We start from the raw sequence: 20,555 nt of genomic DNA, 5'->3' as shown, positions 1-20,555 counted from the left end.
CCGATTGCGCCGCGCAGGGTCAGCGCGTCGGCACCTCCCCGGGCTCGGAGCCGGTGACGATCGGAACGCGGACGGCCGAGCCCCACTCCGTCCAGGAGCCGTCGTAGTTCTTCACGTTCTCGAAGCCGAGCAGGTGGGTGAGCACGAACCAGGTGTGGCTGGAGCGCTCGCCGATGCGGCAGTACGCGATCACGTCGTCGCCCGGCTTCAGGCCCGCCCCGTCGAGATAGACCTCCTCGAGCTCCGCCCGACGCTTGAAGGTGGCGTCGGGAGCGGCGGCGCGGGCCCACGGCACCGACTTCGCCGACGGGATGTGCCCGGCGCGCAGTGCGCCCTCTGTCGGGTACCCGGGGATCTCGGTGCGCTCCCCGCTGTACTCCTCGGGCGAGCGGACGTCGATCAGAGGCTGCCCGAAGTGGGCGAGCACGTCGTCCTTGAAGGCACGAACGACGGTGTCGTCGCGCTCGACCACGGGGTACTCGGCCGGGGTCGGCTGCGGCACCTCGCGGGTGAGCTCGCGGCCCTCGGCGATCCACTTGTCGCGGCCGCCGTCGAGGAGGCGCACGTCCTCGTGTCCGAACAGCGTGAACACCCACAGCGCGTACGCGGCCCACCAGTTGTTCTTGTCGCCGTAGATGACGACGGTCGTGTCGCGGGCGATGCCCTTCGAGCCGAGCAGCTCGGCGAAGCGCTCCGGGCTCACGTAGTCGCGGACCACCGGGTCGTTGAGGTCGGTGTGCCAGTCGATCTTGACCGAGCCCGGGATGTGCCCGGTGTCGTACAGCAGCACGTCCTCATCCGACTCCACCACGACGAGTCCCGGTTCGCCGAGGTGCGCGGCGAGCCAGTCGGTGCTCACGAGGCGCTCGGGGTGCGCGTAGCCGGCGAACTCGGGCGACGGGTCGGTCTCGATGGTCATGTCTGTGATGCCCTCCAGGGAATCGGTCGGTGGCGCAGGACTAGGCTGGGAAGCCTGCGACAAGCTGGAATCTACGTCCAGCGTAAGCGGCTCGGAACAGCCGCGGTAAGACTTCGACACAAAGGTGCAGAACCCGTCATGACCCTCGAACAGACCGGCGCCCTCCCCCGTCTCGCCGACCGCTCGCCCGAGATCACGGGCGCGGAGATCGCCGAGAGCCTGGTGCCGCCGTCGCAGTTCGAGCACGCGACGTTCGACTCGTACCGTCCCGACCACGACTACCCGTCGCAGTCCGAGGCGGTCGCCACGCTGAAGCTGTTCGCGAAGACGTGGGAGCCGCAGCGCCCGGCGGGCCTGTTCAGCCGCAGCCGCAAGAAGGTGGAGGCGATGAAGCCGGGGGTCTACCTCGACGGCGGCTTCGGCGTCGGCAAGACGCACCTCCTCGCGGCGCTCTGGCACGAGGCTCCGGGCCCCAAGTACTTCGGAACGTTCATCGAGTACACCGCGCTCGTCGGCGCGCTCGGCTACGCGGGCGCCGTCAACCTGCTGCGCGGGTCCACCCTGATCTGCATCGACGAGTTCGAGCTCGACGACCCGGGCGACACGATGATGATGACCCGGATGCTCGGCGAGCTGGTCGCCTCCGGCACCCGCATCGCCGCCACGAGCAACACCCCGCCGAACGCGCTCGGCGAGGGCCGGTTCGCGGCGAGCGACTTCCTGCGCGAGATCCAGTCGCTGTCGTCGAACTTCCAGACCGTCCGCATCGACGGCCTCGACTACCGCCGCCGCGACACCACCGGCAGCGCCATCACGGTGGATGCGAGCGAGTACGAGCGCGTCGTGACCGCGCTGGCCGGCCGCGGCGAGACCGTGACGAGCGACCGCTTCCAGGACCTCATCGCGCACCTCGCGACCGTCCACCCCTCGCGCTACATCAAGATCATCGACGGCGTGGATGTGATCGGCCTCCGGGATGTGGAAGTGCTGCACGACCAGATGGCCGCCCTGCGCCTGGTCGCCTTCATCGACCGCGTGTACGACGCCGAGATCCCGATCGTGCAGTCCGGAGTTCCGCTCAGCGACGTCTTCGACGACGAGATGCTCGGCGGCGGCTACCGCAAGAAGTACCTGCGCTCGACGTCGCGCATGATCGCCCTCACCGCGGGCGAGCTACCGCCGCACGACTAGTCGCCGCCGGATGCCGCGGCCGAGACGGCGGGTGCCTCAGCGGGGATGTTCGCGCCCAGCCACTCGGCGATGGCGCCCGTCCACTTGGCCTCGTCGTAGTTCCACAGCTTGGTGTGGAGCGCGACGTCGAACGGCACGAGGGTGACGATGTCGCTCCGCGCCTCGGCGAGCGCACGCGACCCGGTGGACGGCACGAACCCGTCGTCGTCGCTGTGCAGGATGAGCATCGGCAGGCTGAGCTCGGACGCCCGGGCGACGAAGTCCATGCTGCGGAGGTCGATCGGCGCGCCCTGACCGGTGATCGGCCCGCTCCACTCCGACTCGATGAGACGCATCGCGGCGCGCGTCATCATGTCCGGCAGGTGCAGGAGGTTGCCCTGGTAGCCGAGGGTGTCGATCCAGTCGATGACGGGAGACTCGAGCACGATGCCGGCGACGTGCTGCGCCGACGGCGACCGGGTGATCGTCTGGAGCACCACGGCGCCACCCATCGACCAGCCCATGAGGACGACGGATCGCGCGCCCTGCGACACCGCGTAGTCGATCGCGGCCTCGATATCGCGCCACTCCGTCCCGCCCAGACCGTAGCGGCGGTCGGCGCTCTCCGGCGCATCCCCGTCGTTGCGGTAGGAGGCGAGCAGGCAGGTGAACCCGGCGTCGTGGAACACCCGCACGGCGCGCAGTCCCTCCTGGCGGCTGGCACCCCAGCCGTGCACCTGGATGACCCAGCGCTCGTCGCCTGCACCCTCTGGCGCGGGGAACACCCAGGCGGGCGCCTCGCCGAGCTCGGTCGAGATCTCGACGGAGGTGACGGGCAGCCCGAGCTCGCCGGGCTGGAGGTAGTAGTACCCGCTGATGCGCGAGCGTCCCGCACGAAGCTCGCCGAACTCCACGCGCTCCAACTCGCGCGTCACCGAGCCGTCAGCACGCTCGATGAGGCCGCCGAGCTTGGCGTAGCCGGTGTCGCCGCCCCACCAGAGGCCGAGGCGGCCGGGCATCGTCGCGTCCGGCGTCTCGCGCAGGGTCACCGTTCCGACGCTCTCGTCGAACGAGCGGATGGTCTGGTTCTGCGGCCGGCGACGCACCGGCGTGATCACGGTGCGCGCGACGCGGGCCGTGGCCCATCCGGCGATGAGGGCGGTGCCGACCACCAGCCCTCCCGCGACGAACGCCGCTGTTCCGAGTGCCTTGCCCCACGCCGAATCCGAGCCGCCTGCCGCCATAACGGCAGCGTACCGGCGGCGGCACGCACACGGACTCAGGAGTTCCCCAGGCGGCGTGCCTTACTGCCGCACGACACCAAAGGCTTCTAGTGTTCGAAGCGTGCCGACACCGACATCCCCACCGCAGCACCCGGCGGAGTTCGCCACGGCGCTGCAGTCCATTCGCACCGCAGTGTCGCGTCCGGAGCTCGTGATCGAGGAGATCCCCGCGCCCGCGCAGCTGGCGCCGTACTCCGTCGCGCTCGCGGCCGACGTCCGGCCCGCGCGGCATGGAAGCGACTCGGATCTCGGCACCGGCCGTTTCATCCTGCTCTACGACCCCGATGAGCCGGAGGCGTGGGGCGGCCCGTTCCGCATCGTCTGCTTCGCGCAGGCGCCGCTCGAGACCGACATCGGGCTCGACCCGTTCCTCGCCGACGTCGCCTGGTCGTGGCTGGTGGATGCGCTAGATGCGCGCCACGCGCGCTACACCGCCGCGAGCGGCACGGCCACCAAGATCATCTCCACCGGTTTCGGCGAGCTCGCCGCCCAGGGCGACGGCTCCCAGATCGAGTTGCGCGCCTCCTGGAGCCCGCTCGAGGCGGACGTCTCCGCCCATGTCGAGGGATGGGGTGAGCTGCTCTGCATGCTCGCCGGCCTCCCCCCGACCGGCGAGGGGGTGAGCCTGCTCAGCGCCCGGGCGGCCACGCCCAGGAAGGCGCCGCGTGGCTGAGTACACGGTCATCGAGACCCGTGCCGACTACCTGGCGGCGGTCGAGCGCATCGCCGCAGGGACCGGCCCGGTCGCCGTCGACGCCGAGCGTGCGAGCGGCTTCCGGTATTCGCAGAGGGCTTACCTCATCCAGGTGTTCCGGCGCGAGGCGGGCACGTTCCTCTTCGACCCTCCGGCCGTCGGACGCTTCGACGAGCTGAACGAGGCCATCCACGACGACGAGTGGGTGCTGCACGCGGCGACGCAGGACCTCACCTGCCTCCGCGAGGTCGGCCTCGACCCGTCGATCGTCTTCGATACGGAGCTCGCCGCACGTCTGCTCGGGATGCCGCGCGTCGGGCTGGGGACGGTCGTGGAAGAGCTCCTCGGCATCCACCTGGCGAAGGAGCACAGCGCGGCCGACTGGTCGACGCGTCCGCTCCCCCAGCCGTGGCTCGACTACGCCGCCCTCGACGTGCAGCTGCTGCCCGACCTGCGCGATGCCATCGCCGCGCTCCTCGACGAGGCGGGGAAGACGGACATCGCGCGGCAGGAGTTCGCCGACGAGCTCGTCCGCGACCTCGTGCCCGTCCGCAACGAGCCCTGGCGGCGCCTGTCGGGCATCCACTCGATCCGCGGCATCCGCAACCTCGCCGTCGCCCGCGAACTGTGGCAGGCGCGGGATGCGCTCGCCCGCGAGATCGACACAGCGCCCGGGCGTCTCGTGCCGGACGCCTCGCTGACCGCCGCCGCCAAGGCGATGCCGGAGTCGAAGCGCGCCCTCGCGGCCATGCGCGAGTTCACGGGCCGGGCCAGCCGCACCGAGATCGACCGCTGGTGGGCGGCCATCGAGGCCGGCCGCACCACGGAGGACCTCCCCGTGGTGCGCGGCAACGGCGACACACTGCCTCCGCCGCGCGCGTGGTCGGACCGCAATCCGGACGCCGACGCCCGGCTCAAGGCCGCGCGGACCGCTCTGACGGCCGTCTCCGAGGAGCGCAGCATCCCGCTGGAGAACCTGCTCACCCCCGAGACGCTGCGCCGGGTCGCCTGGACTCCGCCCGCCGAGATCACGCCGGAGAGCGTCGGCGAGGCGCTCACGGCACACGGTGCACGACCGTGGCAGGTTGCCGCAACCTCACAGGTGATCGCCCAGGCATTTGTAGATGCCAGCCAAAGCGCCGACGAGGGGTCCGAGCCCGTTTCGTAGGAAGGATCAAACGATTCTTTTCGTGCACACCGGTGTACCTAGGATCGTTTCCGACCTTGATTTGGGAGGCACTGTGGCCGATAGGAACGATGTCGTGTTCGTCGACGGAGTCCGTACTCCGTTCGGACGGGCCGGCGAAAAAGGGCAGTACTGGAACACCCGCGCGGACGACCTCGTCGTGAAGGCGATGATCGGGCTGCTGGAGCGGAACCCGCAGGTGCCCAAGGACCGGATCGACGACGTGGCGATCGCCGCGACGACGCAGCAGGGCGACCAGGGTCTCACCCTCGGCCGCACCGCCGCCCTCCTCGCCGGACTGCCCAAGTCGGTCCCCGGATTCGCGATCGACCGGATGTGCGCGGGCGCCATGACCAGCGTCACCACCCTCGGCTCCGGCATCGCGTTCGGCGCATACGACCTGGTGATCGCCGGCGGCGTGGAGCACATGGGCCGTCACCCGATGGGCTTCGGGGCCGACCCGAACCCGCGCTTCCTCTCCGAGAGGATGGTCGCCGAGGACGCCCTCAACATGGGCATGACCGCCGAGCGCATCCACGACCGGTTCCCGGCGCTCACCAAGGAGCGCTCGGACCGCTTCGCCATGCGCAGCCAGCACAAGCTGGCCGCCGCGTACGACGCGGGCAAGATCCAGCCGGACCTCGTGCCGGTCGCGATCCGCTCCGAGTCCGGCTGGGGCCTCGCCACGCAGGACGAGGGCATGCGTCCCCAGACCACGATGGAGGGCCTCGCCACGCTCAAGACCCCGTTCCGGCCGCACGGCCGGGTCACCGCGGGCAACTCGTCGCCGCTGACCGATGGCGCCACCGCCTCCCTCCTCGCGTCCACCGACGCGGTGAAGGAGCTCGGGCTCACCCCGAAGATGCGCATGGTCAGCTTCGCGTTCGCGGGCGTCGAGCCGGAGATCATGGGCCTCGGCCCCGTCCCGTCGACCGAGAAGGCGCTGCGCAAGGCGGGCCTCAGCATCGACGACATCGGCCTGTTCGAGCTGAACGAGGCGTTCGCCATCCAGGTGCTGTCGTTCCTCGACCATTTCGGCATCGACGACGACGACCCGCGGGTCAACCAGTGGGGCGGCGCGATCGCGATCGGTCACCCGCTCGCCGCGAGCGGCGTCCGCCTGATGATCCAGCTGGCCCGCCAGTTCGAGGAGCACCCGGAGGTGCGCTACGGCATCACCGCGATGTGCGTCGGCCTTGGCCAGGGCGGCACCGTCATCTGGGAGAACCCGAACTTCGACAAGCGCGCCGCACGGAAGGGCTGACACGCACGTGACCGACTACAGCAAGATCGACTTCTCCCCCCTCGCCGACCTCACCGACGACGAGGTCGTCACCCGCTCGTTCGTCCGGGATGTTCCGCTTCCCAGCGGCAAGATCCTCGCCCTCGTCACCCTCGACAACGGCCGCGACCACACCCGCCCCAACACCATGGGACCGGCGACGCTGCTGGAGCTCGGGAAGACCTTCGACGAGCTGACCGAGCGGGCGAAGCGCGGCGAGATCGACGCAGTCGCCGTCACCGGCAAGCCGTTCATCCTCGCCGCCGGAGCCGACCTCAGCCGCGTGGACGCCATCCCGAGCGTGGAGGTGGCGAAGCTGCTCCCGCAGCTGGGCCACTACGTCCTCGGCAAGCAGGCGACCTTCGGCGTCCCGTCGTTCGTTTTCACGAACGGCCTTGCGCTGGGCGGCGGTGTGGAGATCGGCCTCAACGCCGACTACCGCACCATCGACCGCAACGCGGCCGCCTTCGCCCTCCCCGAGGTCTTCCTCGGCCTCATCCCCGGCTGGGGCGGCGCGACCATCCTGCCGAACCTGATCGGCATCGAGAACGCCCTCAAGGTGGTCGTCGAGAACCCGCTCAAGCAGAACCGGATGCTGAAGCCGCAGGAGGTGTTCGACCTCGGCATCGCGGACGCGATCTTCGACTCGGCCAACTTCCTGGAGGACTCCCTCCGCTGGGCCGACAAGGTGCTCACCGGCGAGGTCGTCGTCAAGCGCCCGAACGAGCCGGGCAAGATCGAGCGGATGGTGAAGTGGGATGCCGCCATCGGCATCGCGCGGAAGATGCTCGAGTCGCGCATCGGCACCGTCCCGAAGTCCCCGTACAAGGCGCTCGACCTGCTCAAGGCCGCGAAGTCGAACGACCGCGAGGCCGGGTTCGCCCTCGAGGACGACGCGCTCGCGGAGCTCATCGCCGGCGACCAGTTCCAGGCGAGCATCTACGCGTTCAACCTGGTGCAGAAGCGCGCAAAGCGCCCGGCCGGCGCCCCGGACAAGAAGCTCGCGAAGAAGGTGACCAAGATCGGCGTCATCGGCGCCGGCTACATGGCGAGCCAGTTCGCGCTGCTCTTCGTCCGCCGCCTCCGGGTGCCCGTGGTCATCACGGACCTCGACCAGGCGCACGTCGACAAGGGCGTCGCCTACATCCACGACGAGATCGGCAAGCTTCAGGAGAAGGGCCGCATCTCCCCCGATGAGTCCAACCGCCTGCGCGCGCTGGTCACCGGCACCACCGACAAGGCCGACTTCGCCGACTGCGACTGGGTCATCGAGGCGGTGTTCGAGGAGCTCGGCGTGAAGCAGGACGTGTTCGAGCAGGTGGAGCAGTTCATCTCCGACGAGGCGGTGCTCGCGACGAACACGTCCTCCCTGTCGGTGGAGCAGATCGGCGCCAAGCTGAAGCATCCCGAGCGCCTGGTGGGCTTCCACTTCTTCACCCCGGTCGCGGTCATGCCGCTGATCGAGGTCGTGAACACCCCGCTCACGGATGAGGCCACGCTGTCCACGGCGATGGTGACGGCGGCCGCCCTCAAGAAGAACGCGGTGATCACCGCCGACACTCCCGGATTCGTCGTGAACCGCATCCTCGCGAAGATCCTCGGTGACGCGATGCACGCGGTCGACGACGGGACGCCGTTCGATGTCGTGGACGAGGCCATCGCGCCGCTCGGCCTGCCGATGGCGCCGTCCGCCCTGCTCGACCTGGTCGGCCTCAAGGTCGGCGCGCACGTGCTCGACACCCACCACGCGGCGTTCCCCGATCGGTTCTACCGGTCGGAGAACCTCCACAAGCTGGCCGAGTACGGCACGCTGCTGGAGAAGGACGCCAAGGGCAAGGTGAAGGGCCTCGACAAGGGCGCGGCAAAGATCGTCTCCGGCGGTACGAACCCGTGGACGAAGGAGCAGATCCTGCGGACCCTCGAAGACGGCCTGGCCGACGAGATCCACCGCATGCTCGCCGACGACCACGTGGTCGAGGCGCCGGAGGACATCGACCTGTGCATGATTCTCGGCGCCGGCTTCCCCTTCCAGATGGGCGGCATCACCCCCTACCTGGATCGCGTCGGAGCCTCCGAGCGGGTGTTCGGGGACACGTTCCACCACCCGCCGGTCAAGGGCGTCGCCTAAGCACCGCAGAGTTGACGCAACACGCCGTCCGCCTGATGTGGCGGACGGCGTGTCGCGTCAGGCAGCGTATTGCGCCAGGCAGCGGGATGGGTCAGCGGTTGACCGTCGACATGTCGGGGTAGCGGTCGCCCACGGGGGCGGCCACTTCATCCAGGCGGGCGATCTGGTCGTCGCTCAGGTGCAGGTCGGCGGCGGCCACGTTCTGCTCCAGGTTCTCCACCTTCGTGGTGCCGGGGATCGGCGCGATGTCGTCGCCCTTCGCCAGCAGCCACGCCAGTGCGACCTGTCCCGGCTTCGCGCCCAGCTCGCGCGCGACCTCGTCGACCTGCTCGACGATCCGGATGTTCGCCTCCAGGTTGTCGCCCTCGAAGCGCGGATTGAACCGGCGGAAGTCGTCGTCCGACAGCTGGTCGAGCGACCGGATCGTGCCGGTGAGGAACCCGCGACCGAGCGGCGAATACGGCACGAAGCCGATCCCGAGCTCGCGGACCGTCGGCAGCACCTCGGCCTCCGGGTCGCGCGTCCACAGCGAGTACTCCGTCTGGATGGCGGTCACCGGGTGCACGGCGTTGGCGCGGCGGATCGTCGCAGGCGCTGCTTCCGATAGCCCGTAGTGGCGGATCTTGCCCTGCTCGATCAGCTCCTTCAACGCCCCGACGGTCTCCTCGATGGGCGTGTCCGGGTCCATCCGGTGCTGGTAGTACAGGTCGATGTGGTCGGTCTGCAGCCGGCGCAGGGAGCCCTCGACCGACAGCCGCACGTTCTCGGCCGAGCCGTCCATCCCGCGCTCGTCGTTCTGGCGGTGCTTGATGGTGCCGAACTTGGTGGCGATGACGACGCGGTCGCGGCGGCCGTCGGCGAACGCCTTCGCGAGCAGCTCCTCGTTCTTGTAGGGGCCGTACATCTCGGCGGTGTCGAAGAACGTCACGCCGAGGTCCATCGCCCGGTGGATGGTGCGGATCGAGCCGGCCTCGTCGGCACCCGCTCCGGTGTAGAACGCGGACATCCCCATGCAGCCGAGGCCCAGCTGCGAGACCTCCAGCTTCTCGGTTCCCAATGCGATCGTCTTCATGCGTCGTTCCCTTCCGTGACCTGGCCGACGCTCTGCCGGTACAGGTCGATCTTGTAGTCGATGGCCGCCAGGCTCGCCGTCATCTCCTCCAGCTGCCGCACGACGGCCATCCGGTGCAGGAGCAGAAGCTCCAGCCGTTCCGCCTGAGTGCCGTCTCCGTCGCGCGCGAGCACGACGTACTGGCGCATCGTCGCGATCGGCATGGCCGTCGAGCGCAGTTTCGTGAGGAACGTCACCCAGGTGACGTCCGCCTCGGTGTAGCGCCGATGGGTGGAGGATGCGCGCCCGACCGGGGTCAGCATCAGTCCCTCGCGCTCGTAATAGCGCAGGGTGTGGGTGGTGAGCCCGGTCCGCTCGGCGACGTCGGAGATCGACATCGCCGTCCGTGTGTCGGTCATATCGCCACAGTAGAACTTTGAGCGCACTCCAAGTCAACCGATCCCACCCACTCCGAAGATTTGCGCCAAATCGTGGTTATGCGGCGGCTATAACCGAGATTTGGCGCAAATCTCTCGCTTAGGGCGGGAGGCGGGGTCAGGGACGGGACGGACGGCAGGGACGGGCTAGGCGCGGCGCTTTTTCGCGGGGGCCGTAGCAGCGTCGCCGGCGGTGTCGTCGTCGGGCAGCGGACGCGCGATCGGGACGCGGCTGCCGAGCACCTGGGCGACCAGGTCGCGCGCGATCTTCTGCGGCGTGAGCCCGGCGTCCTCGAGGATCTGGTCGCGCGACGCGTGGTCGATGAAGGCGTCCGGGAGGCCCAGTTCGTCCACGGCCGTGTCGATGCCCGCCTCGCGGAGGTCCTGCCGCACGCGCGTGCCGATGCCGCCGACACGGATGCCGTCCTCGATCGTGACGACGATCCGGTGCTCCGCCGCGAGGGCGAGGATGCTCTTCGGCACCGGGACGACCCAGCGCGGGTCTACCACGGTCGCGCCGATCCCCTGCGCAGCCAGGCGGTCGGCGACTTTCAGCCCGAGGTCGGCCATCGGACCGACGGTGACCAGCAGGACGTCCTTCCGGTCGCCCTCGCGCAGCACGTCCACGCCGTCGTCGAGCCGGCGGAGCGCCTCGATGTCGGGCTGCACGGAGCCCTTCGGGAAGCGCAGGACGGTCGGGGCGTCATCCACGGCCACGGCCTCCCCCAGTTCCTCCCGGAACCGCGTGCCGTCGCGCGGAGCGGCCAGTCGGATGTTCGGGACGACCTGCAGGATCGCGAGGTCCCAGATCCCGTGGTGGCTCGGCCCGTCCGGACCGGTCACGCCGGCCCGGTCGAGCACGAAGGTGACGCCCGCCTTGTGGAGCCCCACATCCATCAGCACCTGGTCGAACGCCCGGTTCATGAACGTGGCGTAGATCGCGACGACGGGATGCAGCCCGCCGAACGCGAGGCCGGCGGCGCTGGTCGCCGCGTGCTGCTCCGCGATTCCGACGTCGTGGACGCGCTCGGGGAACCGCTCGGCGAACGTGTGCAGCCCGGTAGGGCGCAGCATCGCCGCGGTGATGCCGACGATCTTCGGGTCCTTCTCGGCCAGGCGGACGATCTCGTCGGCGAACACGCCGGTCCAGGACGGCTTGCTCGACCCCTCCATCGGCTCGCCGGTCTCCGGGTCGATCTGGCCGACGGAGTGGAACTGGTCGGCCGCGTCGCGCAGCGCCGGCTCGTACCCGCGGCCCTTCTGCGTGATGGCGTGGACGATGACGGGCGCGCCGTAGTTCTTCGCCTGGCGCAGCGCCTCCTCCATCGCCTCGATGTCATGGCCGTGGACGGGGCCGATGTACTTGATGTCGAGGTTCGAGTACAGCGCCTCGTTGTTCGAGAAGCGGCTCAGGAACCCGTGGAGACCGCCGCGCACGCCGCGGTAGAACGAGCGCCCGGGCGTGCCGAGCTTGTCGAACGCCTTACGCGAGGTGAGGTACAGGTTGCGGTAGCTCTTCCGCGTCCGCACGGTGTTGAGGAACCGCGCCATGCCGCCGATCGTCGGGGCGTAGGACCGGCCGTTGTCGTTGACGACGATGATCAGCTTGCGGTTGTTGTCGTCGGAGATGTTGTTGAGCGCCTCCCACGTCATCCCGCCGGTGAGCGCACCGTCGCCGACGACGGCCACGACGTGCCGGTCCTGCTGGCCGGTCAGCTCGAACGCACGCGAGATGCCGTCCGCCCACGAGAGCGACGAGGAGGCGTGCGAGCTCTCGACGATGTCGTGCTCGGACTCCGACCGCTGCGGGTAGCCCGCCATCCCGCCGCGCTGCCGCAGCTTCGAGAAGTCCTGACGGCCGGTGAGCAGCTTGTGCACGTACGACTGGTGTCCGGTGTCGAACACGACGGCGTCACGCGGGGAGTCGAAGACGCGGTGGATGGCGATGGTCGTCTCGACGACGCCCAGGTTCGGTCCGAGGTGCCCGCCGGTCTTCGCCACGTTGGCCACCAGGAACGCGCGCACCTCGGCGGCGAGCTGGACGAGCTCCCGCTCGGTCAGCCGGTCGAGGTCGCGGGGACCGTGGATGGTCTCGAGGATTCCCATGGATTCGAGTCTAGGCGCGCCATCGTGAAGAGAGGCTCGGAAGCCGCCGTTCGACGGTCCCCTTGACAACATGTCGTGCATCCGTGCCCGATCGGAACGGAGGAGATCCGGACGCGACACGCCCGTAGACGCGGCAAACGGAGGCGTCGACGGCCGTTCTGGCCGCCGACACCTCCGTTTCAGCGCGCAGCGTGCTTAGACGAGGCTCCGCAGCACGTACTGCAGGATGCCGCCGTTGCGGTAGTAGTCCGCCTCACCAGGGGTGTCGATGCGGACGACCGCGTCGAACTCGACGGTCTGCTTGCCCGCGGTCGAGTTCTCGCTCGGCTCGGCGACCACGTGCACCGTCTTGGGCGTGGTGCCCTCGTTGAGCGCCTCGAGGCCGGTGATCGAGAACACCTCGGTGCCGTCGAGGCCCAGCGAGTCAGCGGACTCGCCGGCCGGGAACTGCAGTGGCACGACGCCCATGCCGATGAGGTTCGAGCGGTGGATGCGCTCGAAGCTCTCGGTGATCACCGCGCGGACGCCGAGGAGGCTCGTGCCCTTCGCCGCCCAGTCGCGCGACGAGCCGGAGCCGTACTCCTTGCCGCCGAGGATGACGAGCGGGGTGCCCTGCGCCTGGTAGTTCTGCGACGCGTCGTAGATGAACGACTGCGGGGCGCCCTCCTGGGTGAAGTCGCGGGTGTAGCCGCCCTCGACGCCGTCCAGCAGCTGGTTCTTCAGGCGGATGTTCGCGAACGTCCCGCGGATCATCACCTCGTGGTTGCCGCGGCGCGAGCCGTAGGAGTTGAAGTCCTTGCGGTCGATGCCGTGCTCGGTCAGGTACTGGCCGGCCGGGCTGTCCGCCTTGATGGAGCCGGCGGGCGAGATGTGGTCGGTGGTGACCGAGTCGCCGAGCTTGGCGAGCACGCGGGCGCCGACGATGTCGGTGACCGGGGTCGTGTCCAGCGTCATGCCCTCGAAGTACGGGGGCTTCCGCACGTAGGTCGACTTCTCGTCCCACTCGAAGACCGAGCCGGTCGGGGTCGGCAGCGACTTCCAGCGCTCGTCGCCCTCGAAGACGGACGCGTACTGGTGCACGAACATCCCCTCGTTGATCGACGAGTCGATGGTCTGCTGCACCTCGGCCGCGTCGGGCCAGATGTCCTTGAGGAAGACGTCGTTGCCCTCGGTGTCGGTGCCCAGCGGGTCGACCTCGAAGTCGAAGTTCATCGAGCCGGCGAGGGCGTACGCGATGACCAGCGGCGGGCTCGCCAGGTAGTTCATCTTGACGTCCGGGTTGATCCGGCCCTCGAAGTTGCGGTTGCCCGAGAGCACTGCTGTGACGGCGAGGTCGTTGTCGTTGACGGCCTGCGAGATCTCCTCGGGCAGCGGGCCCGAGTTGCCGATGCAGGTGGTGCAGCCGTAGCCGACCGTGTAGAAGCCGAGGGCCTCGAGATCCTGCGTGAGGCCGGCCTTCTCGTAGTAGTCGGTGACGACCTTGGAGCCCGGCGCGAGGGTCGTCTTGACCCACGGCTTCGCCTTGAGGCCCTTCTTCGCCGCGTTGCGGGCGAGGAGGCCCGCGGCGAGCATGACCGACGGGTTGGACGTGTTGGTGCACGACGTGATCGCCGCGATGGCGACGGCGCCGTGGTCGAGGACGAAGTCCTCGCCGTTCTCCGACAGACGCACCGGGACCGGGTTGGATGCCGCCTTCGGCGCGTGGCTGTGGTGGCTGTGCTGGTGGGTGCTGCGCGCATCCTCCGGCTGGAGCTCACCCGGGTCGGACGCCGGGAAGGACTCGGAGATGGTCAGGTCGACCAGGTCGTGGGAGACATCGGCGTAGTCGACGAGGTCCTTCTCGAACTGGTCCTTCGCGTGGCTCAGCTCGATGCGGTCCTGCGGGCGCTTCGGGCCGGCGATCGACGGGACGACCGTCGACAGGTCGAGCTCGAGGTACTCGCTGAAGACGGGCTCCACCGAGGGGTCGTGCCACAGGCTCTGCGCCTTGGAGTACTCCTCGACCAGCTGGACCTGCTCCTCGCTGCGGCCGGTGAGGCGCAGGTAGTCGAGGGTGACGTCGTCGATCGGGAACATGGCGGCGGTCGAGCCGAACTCGGGGCTCATGTTGCCGATGGTGGCGCGGTTCGCGAGTGGGACCTCGGCGACACCCGCACCGTAGAACTCGACGAACTTGCCGACGACGCCGTGCTTGCGCAGCATCTGCGTGATGGTCAGCACGACGTCGGTCGCGGTGACACCGGTCGGGATGGCGCCGGTCAGCTTGAAGCCGACGACCTTGGGGATGAGCATGGAGACGGGCTGGCCGAGCATGGCCGCCTCCGCCTCGATGCCGCCGACGCCCCACCCGAGCACGCCGAGGCCGTTGACCATCGTGGTGTGCGAGTCGGTGCCGACGCAGGTGTCCGGGTAGGCGAGCAGCTCGCCGTTCACCTCGCGGGTCATGGTGACGCGCGCCAGGTACTCGATGTTGACCTGGTGGACGATGCCGGTTCCCGGCGGGACGACCTTGAAGTCGTCGAAGGCGGTCTGGCCCCAGCGGAGGAACTGGTACCGCTCGCCGTTGCGCTCGTACTCGAGGTCGGTGTTCCGCTCCAGCGCGTTCTCCGTGCCGAACAGGTCGGCGATGACGGAGTGGTCGATCACCATCTCGGCCGGGGCGAGCGGGTTGATCTTCTTCGGGTCGCCGCCGAGGGCGGAGACCGCCTCGCGCATGGTGGCGAGGTCGACGATGCAGGGGACGCCGGTGAAGTCCTGCATGATGACACGGGCCGGCGTGTACTGGATCTCGGTGTCCGGCTCGGCGGCCGGATCCCAGCCACCCAGAGCGCGGATGTGGTCGGCGGTGATGTTCGCGCCGTCCTCCGTGCGGAGCAGGTTCTCGAGCAGGACCTTGAGGCTGAACGGGAGCCGCTCGTACCCCTCGACCGTGTCGATCCCGAAGATCGTGTAGTCCCTCGACCCGACCGTCAGTGTCCGCTTCGCACCGAAGCTGCCGTGTCCTGCGTTCTCGGTTGCAGTCACAATGCCCTCTCCTTCATCGGCAGGCGATGTCCACGCACGCCTCGTCCATCTTCCTCGTCCGTCGAAGCGCCTTTCCAGCAAGGTAACCCTAAATCGCCGAACCGGAAAGTATCTTGACGTCGAGATAAATCTAGCACGCTCAGAGCCGGTCGAAGACCAGCGAGCGACGCTTCGCGAAGCGGTAGAAGAGCTCGACGCCCGCAGCGCCTACAGCCCCGACCGCGATGCCCCACGCGAGCGCCCCGTCCGCGTGCAGGTGCATCTCGAAGAAGGATGCGGTGAACGGGATGAGGCACACCAGCGCGAAGGCGGCGGCGACCGCGGCGAGGAGCAGCCACCGCATCCCGGTCAGTGGCCGCGTGAGCACGCACAGGATCCACAGCGACACGCAGAACAGGGCGACGGTGGTCACGCTGCGGGCCTCGTGCAGCGGGATGCTGCCGTAGAGCGGCGCGTAGGCGACGATCGCCGTCACCCCGGCGATGAGGCCGGTCGGCACGGAGTACTTCAGCACCCGGCCGAGCACGCCGGGTGTGTAGATGCGCTTGTTGGGCGCGAGCGCGAGGAAGAAGGACGGGATGCCGATGGCGAGCGTCGAGACCAGCGTCAGCTGCCGCGGGAGGAACGGGAACGGCCAGAGCACGACGGCGCTGACGAGGGCCAGCAGGATGCCGTAGGTCGTCTTCGCGAGGAAGATGTTCGACACCCGCTCCACGTTGGCGATCACGCGCCGTCCGGAGGCGAGCACATCGGGCAGCCGGTCGAAGCGGTCGTCGAGCAGCACGACCCGCGAGACGGCCTTCGTCGCGGCCGTGCCGGTGCCCATCGCGATGCCGAGGTCGGCATCCTTCACGGCCATCGCGTCGTTCACGCCGTCGCCGGTCATGGCGACCGTGCGGCCCCGCTCCTTGAGCAGCCGCACCGCCGTGCGCTTCTGGTCGGGGCTGACGCGACCGAGCACGCTCGCGGTCTCCAGCGCCTCGGCGAGCGCCTCGTCGGTCGTCAGGGTGGACGCGTCCACGGCCGCGCCCTCCAGCTGGAGCTCGCGCGCGATGGCCGCGACGGTGACCGGATTGTCCCCCGACATCACCACGACACGCACCGCCTGCTCGCGGAAGTAGCCGAGGGCGTCGCGCGCCTCCGGCCGCAAGGTCTCGGCGAGGAGCACGAGCAGCGCGGGCTCGACGCGCGTCCCGGTCAGCGGCCGGTGGACGTCCGCGGGCAGCGGGTCGACCGCCCGCGCCAGCGCCAGCGTCCGCAGCCCGGTGGCCGCCAGCTCCGTCGCGCGGGCCAGTGCCTCCGGGTGCTGCTCCAGCACGCGTTCCGGCGCACCGAGCACCCACGCGCTCTCGGCGCCGTCGACCGTCATCGCCACCGCACTGTACTTCGTCGCCGAACTGAACGGGATGCGTCGGGTCACCCGGAACCGGTCGCTGCGGAACCGCGATCCGAGCAGCCCGGACGTCGCGTTGCCCGCCTCGTCCGATCCGAAAGCGGCGAGCGCCGTCTCTGCCAGCTCCACGACGGCCGCGTGGCCGATGACCTCCGTGCCGTGCAGGGAGAGCTCGCCGGTGGTGAGCGTGCCGGTCTTGTCGAGGCACAGCACATCCACGCGGGCGAGCACCTCGACGGCGGCGAGCTCCTGCACCAGCACCTTCTTGGTGGCGAGCTGGATGGCGGCGACGCCGAACGCGAGGCTCGTCAGCAGCACGAGCCCCTCCGGGATCATGCCGACGACCGCGGCGACGGCGTCGAGCAGCGCGCGCCGCCAGCGGTCGTCGACGAAGATCTCCGAGAAGCCGCCGTAGGTGAGCACGCGCCCGATCAGCGTCACGACGATGAGCGGTCCGAGGATCCACGACAGGTACACCAGAATGCGGTTGGTCGCCTCGCGGAGTTCCGACCGCACCAGCGAGTGCTTGCGGATCTCGCTGGTCAGCCGGCTGGCGTACGAGTCGGCCCCGACCGCCGTCACGAGCGCGAGCCCGGTGCCCGTGACGACGTGCGAGCCCGAGAGGAGTGGCGCCTCGGCATCCTTGAACACGGGGTCCGACTCCCCCGTCAGCATCGACTCGTCCAGCGACAGCCCCGTGCTCTCGACCACCACGGCGTCGGCGGGGATCTGATCGCCCGGGCGCAGCACGAGCAGGTCGTCGATCACGACGTCCTCCAGGGCGACCGTGGCGACCTCTCCGTCGCGGCGCACGCGGCTGTGCGGTGCGGCCAGCAGCGCCGCACGGTCGAGCACGCGCTTGGCGCGGTACTCCTGCACGATGCCGATCAGCGCGTTGACGACGACGATGCCGAAGAAGAACCCGTCACGCAGGTCGCCGAGCAGCAGCACGGCGATGAAGCAGGCGGTGAGGATGCCGTTGAACAGCGTGAAGATGTTCTCGCGCAGGATGTCGCCCAGCGACCGCGAGCTCGGCTGCGTCTGCGTGTTCGCGCGACCCGCCGCGACCCGCTCCGCCACCTGGGCGGCCGTCAGCCCGGTCTGCGTCCCCGCGTCCAGCATCCGTCCCCCTTCGTCGCCCGCGAGCCTGCGACCGCCCCTAGCGGCCCGAGGCCGTGCGGCGCGGCGCGGCGGCCTTCTGCGGGAACTGCGCCTTGACCACGAACCACGTCACGAGCAGCAGCGGAGCGTACAGCGGGACGCCCATGAGGAGCTTGGTGAGGGCGAGCGCGCTGGTCGCTTCGTCCGTGTGCGCCAGATAGAGAGGTACCTGCACGACGAGCCGCGCGACGAAGAGCAGCAGCCACAGGAAGGTGAGCGCCTGCATCAGGCGGAACTTCCGCTTGTCGCTGCGCCAGGCGACGCCGTCGCCCATCAGATAGCCGGCGGCGAGGCCGATCACCGGCCAGCGGACCAGCATCGAGACGAGGATGCCGGCGGCGTACGCGGCGTTGGTCCAGATCCCGAACAAGAAGTTGTCTTCGCCCCGCCCGGTGATGAGCGCGAGGATCGCCGAGATGCCCACACCGATCAGGCCGGCCAGCGCCTGCGTGAGCGGTGTCTTGCCGATCACGCGCAGCGCGGTGAAGACGACCGCGACGGCGACCGAGCAGCCGATCGACAGCGGGACGTTCTGCGTGAACGTGAAGAGGATCAGGAAGACGAGCCCGGGAAGGATCGTCTCGCACAGCCCGCGGATGCCGCCGAGCGCGCCGAGGAGCGCCGCGCCGGTGGAGGCGTCGGTCTCCGCCAGCTGCCCGAGACCCGAGCGGCGGGCGGCCGCGGCGATGCTGTCGCCCAGGGCGGGAGCCGGCGCACCCTCCGCCGTGGCGGCGGGTTCGGCCGGCGTGCTCTTCCGGTCGGGCCGGTCCTGATCGGTCATGCGCGCGCCTTAGAGAGAGGAGTAGTCGTTCTCGTTGCCGGTCGTCGGCGCGGCCGGCATCCGCAGCGGGATGAGGTCGCGCGGCGGCATGGGCACCGAGCCGCGCACCACGACGATGCTGCGGAACAGGTCTTCGACGAGCGCGGCCGCCTCCGGCTGGACCGCCGCGTCGCCCGCGATCACACCGCGGAGGAACCAGCGCGGGCCGTCGACGCCGACGAAGCGCGCGACGCGCGTCTCGACGGGGCCGCCGTCGGGCGCAGCGACGGGGATCTCCGCCACGAGTTCCGGACCGAATGCGCCGTCGCGCTCGCTGACCCGGCCGCCCTGGCGCTGGATCTGGTCGGTGATCTGCTCGCGGATCTCGTGCCACAGGCCGGTCGACCGCGGCGCCGCGAACGGCTGGACCTGCAGGGTGGAGCCGGCGTAGTCGAGGCCGACCGCGACGACGCGCTGGGTCTCCTCCTCCACCTCGAGGCGCAGGTGCAGGCCCTCGCGCGGGAGGATCTTCACCCCGCCGAGGTCGACGTACGGGCGCACCGGGTTGGCCTCGCTCTCGTCGAGCGGCCCCTCGGTCTCGCGGTCCGGCGGCGCGGACTTCTCGAACTCCGCCTCCAGGCCGTCGTCCTGCTGCTCGAGCCCTGCGCCCTCCTCGGCTCCACGAGGGGTGTCGCTGATGTCGCTCACGCGTGTTCTCCTGACTCGGTCACGGTGTACCCGGACGAGCCGAAGCCCGCGGTGCCGCGGTGACTGTCCGGGAGGGAGTCGACGGGGATGAACCGGGCCCGCGTGACCGGCATGACGATCAGCTGGGCGATCCGGTCGCCGACGGCGATATCGTACGGCATCGACCTGTCGGTATTGAGAAGGGTCACCCGGATCTCGCCGCGGTATCCCGCATCCACCGTCCCCGGCGCGTTCACGATCGTGAGGCCGTGCCGCATGGCGAGACCGCTGCGCGGGACGACGAACGCGGCGTAGCCGTCGGGGAGGGCGATGGACACGCCGGTCGGCATGGTGAAGCGCTCCCCCGGGCCCAGGGTCACCGCCTCCGCGGCGCACAGGTCGGCGCCGGCGTCGCCCGGGTGCGCGTACGCGGGCAGGGAGGAGGCGATAATCGGGACGTCGACGGTATCGGTCACGTGTCAGAGGCTAGTGCAGAAGTCTGATCGAATAGAGGTCATGGACCTGTACCGAGAGCGACTGTGGGCCACCCCCTGGCTGTTCATCTCCACCCTGCTCGTCATCCCCGCGGTGATGCTCGTCTTCGCGCCGATCAACTTCACCATCGGTGTCGTGCTCGCCATCGCCATCTACGTGGCCTTCGCGATCTTCCTCGTCGCGACCGCGCCCGTCATCCGGGTGACGAAGGAGGAGCTGGTCGCCGGCCACGCGCGCATCCCGCTCGACCTCGTGGGGCAGCCGACGGCCTACCGCGGCGACGACGCGACCCAGGAGCGCGGCCGGCGGCTCGACGCCCGCGCATGGCTCCTCATCCGTGGCTGGATCAAGCCGGTCGTGAAGATCCCCGTTGTGGATCAGGACGACCCGGCGCCCTACTGGCTCCTCTCAACAAGAAACCCGGACCAGCTGGTCCGGGTTCTCGATGAGGCTCGCCTCAGTTCCTAGTTCGTTCGACGTCAGGCGGCGCACTCCACGCAGATCGGTCCGAGCTTCGTCTCGTGATCGATCTGAGAGCGGTGCTTCACCAGGAAGCAGTTCACGCACGTGAACTCGTCCGCCTGGGGAGGCAGCACCACGACGTCGAGGTCGAGGTCGGAGAGGTCGGCACCGGGGAGCTCGTATCCGCCGGGGTTGTCAGCGTCTTCGACGTCGACGACCCCCGACATCTTGTCCGGGACACGCTCCTTGAGGGCCTCGATCGACTCGGAGTCGTCCTCGGTCTTCCGCGGTGCGTCGTAATCCGTTGCCATGCCCAT

17 protein-coding genes are annotated in these 20,555 nt (G+C 69.6%); 6 read left to right on the top strand and 11 right to left on the bottom strand.

The window, feature by feature from the left end; translation table 11 throughout:
- Positions 1-19: 19 nt before the first annotated feature.
- A complete protein-coding gene (locus ACF1AJ_RS02715) occupies positions 20-919 on the bottom strand; it encodes a sulfurtransferase (protein ID WP_391506020.1) in 900 nt (299 codons plus the stop codon).
- A 138-nt stretch (positions 920-1,057) separates the two neighbouring features.
- Between ACF1AJ_RS02715 and zapE the strand changes: the two genes are divergently transcribed.
- Positions 1,058-2,110 carry a cell division protein ZapE gene (gene zapE / locus ACF1AJ_RS02710; RefSeq protein WP_391506019.1) on the top strand — a complete coding sequence of 351 codons (1,053 nt, stop codon included), beginning with the start codon at positions 1,058-1,060 and terminating at the stop codon, positions 2,108-2,110.
- Here zapE and ACF1AJ_RS02705 read toward each other — a convergent pair.
- Positions 2,107-3,333: an alpha/beta hydrolase family protein gene (locus tag ACF1AJ_RS02705; protein ID WP_391506018.1), complete on the bottom strand. Its 1,227-nt coding sequence runs from the start codon at positions 3,331-3,333 to the stop codon at positions 2,107-2,109. The two genes, zapE and ACF1AJ_RS02705, sit on opposite strands and share 4 nt — an antisense overlap.
- A gap of 100 nt (positions 3,334-3,433) precedes the next feature.
- Between ACF1AJ_RS02705 and ACF1AJ_RS02700 the strand changes: the two genes are divergently transcribed.
- From ACF1AJ_RS02700 to ACF1AJ_RS02685, 4 genes are all read left to right on the top strand, one after another.
- Positions 3,434-4,045, top strand: coding sequence for a DUF3000 domain-containing protein (locus tag ACF1AJ_RS02700; RefSeq protein WP_020077430.1), 612 nt, complete (start codon positions 3,434-3,436; stop codon positions 4,043-4,045).
- Positions 4,038-5,234 (top strand): HRDC domain-containing protein, encoded by a 1,197-nt coding sequence (locus tag ACF1AJ_RS02695; RefSeq protein WP_391506017.1) that lies wholly within the window; start codon positions 4,038-4,040, stop codon positions 5,232-5,234. The genes ACF1AJ_RS02700 and ACF1AJ_RS02695 overlap by 8 nt, the downstream gene beginning before the upstream one ends.
- Before the next feature lie 73 nt (positions 5,235-5,307).
- Positions 5,308-6,516 carry a thiolase family protein gene (locus tag ACF1AJ_RS02690; protein WP_391506016.1) on the top strand — a complete coding sequence of 403 codons (1,209 nt, stop codon included), beginning with the start codon at positions 5,308-5,310 and terminating at the stop codon, positions 6,514-6,516.
- A gap of 7 nt (positions 6,517-6,523) precedes the next feature.
- Entirely contained in the window at positions 6,524-8,662 is a 2,139-nt protein-coding gene (locus tag ACF1AJ_RS02685) for a 3-hydroxyacyl-CoA dehydrogenase NAD-binding domain-containing protein (protein ID WP_391506015.1), read from the top strand.
- 91 nt (positions 8,663-8,753) lie between these two features.
- Here the strand turns inward: ACF1AJ_RS02685 and ACF1AJ_RS02680 are convergent, their stop codons facing one another.
- The 8 genes from ACF1AJ_RS02680 to dut form a co-directional block, all read right to left on the bottom strand.
- The gene (locus tag ACF1AJ_RS02680) at positions 8,754-9,734 is read right to left on the bottom strand and encodes an aldo/keto reductase (RefSeq protein WP_391506014.1); all 981 of its coding nucleotides are present in this window, start codon (positions 9,732-9,734) and stop codon (positions 8,754-8,756) included.
- On the bottom strand, positions 9,731-10,132 hold the full coding sequence (locus ACF1AJ_RS02675) for a MerR family transcriptional regulator (protein WP_018191282.1): 402 nt from the start codon (positions 10,130-10,132) through the stop codon (positions 9,731-9,733). The genes ACF1AJ_RS02680 and ACF1AJ_RS02675 overlap by 4 nt, the downstream gene beginning before the upstream one ends.
- 165 nt (positions 10,133-10,297) lie before the next feature.
- Entirely contained in the window at positions 10,298-12,256 is a 1,959-nt protein-coding gene (gene dxs, locus ACF1AJ_RS02670; protein ID WP_391506013.1) for a 1-deoxy-D-xylulose-5-phosphate synthase, read from the bottom strand.
- Positions 12,257-12,451: 195 nt separating this feature from the next.
- Positions 12,452-15,280, bottom strand: a complete 2,829-nt coding sequence (acnA, locus tag ACF1AJ_RS02665; RefSeq protein ID WP_391506012.1) for an aconitate hydratase AcnA — start codon at positions 15,278-15,280, stop codon at positions 12,452-12,454.
- A gap of 139 nt (positions 15,281-15,419) precedes the next feature.
- Complete coding sequence (locus ACF1AJ_RS02660; protein WP_391506011.1) at positions 15,420-17,795, bottom strand: cation-translocating P-type ATPase; 2,376 nt, start codon at positions 17,793-17,795, stop codon at positions 15,420-15,422.
- A 37-nt stretch (positions 17,796-17,832) separates the two neighbouring features.
- A complete protein-coding gene (locus ACF1AJ_RS02655) occupies positions 17,833-18,615 on the bottom strand; it encodes a DUF3159 domain-containing protein (RefSeq protein ID WP_391506010.1) in 783 nt (260 codons plus the stop codon).
- A 9-nt stretch (positions 18,616-18,624) separates the two neighbouring features.
- The gene (locus ACF1AJ_RS02650) at positions 18,625-19,233 is read right to left on the bottom strand and encodes a DUF3710 domain-containing protein (protein WP_026307200.1); all 609 of its coding nucleotides are present in this window, start codon (positions 19,231-19,233) and stop codon (positions 18,625-18,627) included.
- 65 nt (positions 19,234-19,298) lie between these two features.
- Positions 19,299-19,757, bottom strand: a complete 459-nt coding sequence (dut, locus tag ACF1AJ_RS02645) for a dUTP diphosphatase (RefSeq protein ID WP_309860104.1) — start codon at positions 19,755-19,757, stop codon at positions 19,299-19,301.
- 40 nt (positions 19,758-19,797) lie between these two features.
- On the opposite strand from dut, the gene ACF1AJ_RS02640 reads away from it, so the two are divergent.
- Positions 19,798-20,244: a DUF3093 domain-containing protein gene (locus ACF1AJ_RS02640; protein WP_391506009.1), complete on the top strand. Its 447-nt coding sequence runs from the start codon at positions 19,798-19,800 to the stop codon at positions 20,242-20,244.
- Positions 20,245-20,255: 11 nt separating this feature from the next.
- On the opposite strand, the gene ACF1AJ_RS02635 is transcribed toward ACF1AJ_RS02640, so the two are convergent.
- Complete coding sequence (locus tag ACF1AJ_RS02635) at positions 20,256-20,549, bottom strand: DUF4193 domain-containing protein (protein ID WP_026307201.1); 294 nt, start codon at positions 20,547-20,549, stop codon at positions 20,256-20,258.
- Positions 20,550-20,555 lie beyond the last annotated feature (6 nt).

Origin of the sequence: Leifsonia sp. NPDC014704 (genome assembly GCF_043083605.1) — a bacterium.
Lineage (GTDB): Bacteria > Actinomycetota > Actinomycetes > Actinomycetales > Microbacteriaceae > Leifsonia.
This window is presented reverse-complemented; position numbering and strand designations above follow the sequence as displayed.

Bases quoted from the DNA above. Each gene is read 5' to 3' on its own strand.
- ACF1AJ_RS02715 (WP_391506020.1), bottom strand. From the start codon at position 919: ATGACCATCGAGACCGACCCGTCGCCCGAGTTCGCCGGCTACGCGCAC.
- zapE (WP_391506019.1), top strand. From the start codon at position 1,058: ATGACCCTCGAACAGACCGGCGCCCTCCCCCGTCTCGCCGACCGCTCG.
- ACF1AJ_RS02705 (WP_391506018.1), bottom strand. From the start codon at position 3,333: ATGGCGGCAGGCGGCTCGGATTCGGCGTGGGGCAAGGCACTCGGAACA.
- ACF1AJ_RS02680 (WP_391506014.1), bottom strand. From the start codon at position 9,734: ATGAAGACGATCGCATTGGGAACCGAGAAGCTGGAGGTCTCGCAGCTG.
- ACF1AJ_RS02675 (WP_018191282.1), bottom strand. From the start codon at position 10,132: ATGACCGACACACGGACGGCGATGTCGATCTCCGACGTCGCCGAGCGG.
- dxs (WP_391506013.1), bottom strand. From the start codon at position 12,256: ATGGGAATCCTCGAGACCATCCACGGTCCCCGCGACCTCGACCGGCTG.
- ACF1AJ_RS02660 (WP_391506011.1), bottom strand. From the start codon at position 17,795: ATGCTGGACGCGGGGACGCAGACCGGGCTGACGGCCGCCCAGGTGGCG.
- ACF1AJ_RS02655 (WP_391506010.1), bottom strand. From the start codon at position 18,615: ATGACCGATCAGGACCGGCCCGACCGGAAGAGCACGCCGGCCGAACCC.
- ACF1AJ_RS02640 (WP_391506009.1), top strand. From the start codon at position 19,798: ATGGACCTGTACCGAGAGCGACTGTGGGCCACCCCCTGGCTGTTCATC.
- ACF1AJ_RS02635 (WP_026307201.1), bottom strand. From the start codon at position 20,549: ATGGCAACGGATTACGACGCACCGCGGAAGACCGAGGACGACTCCGAG.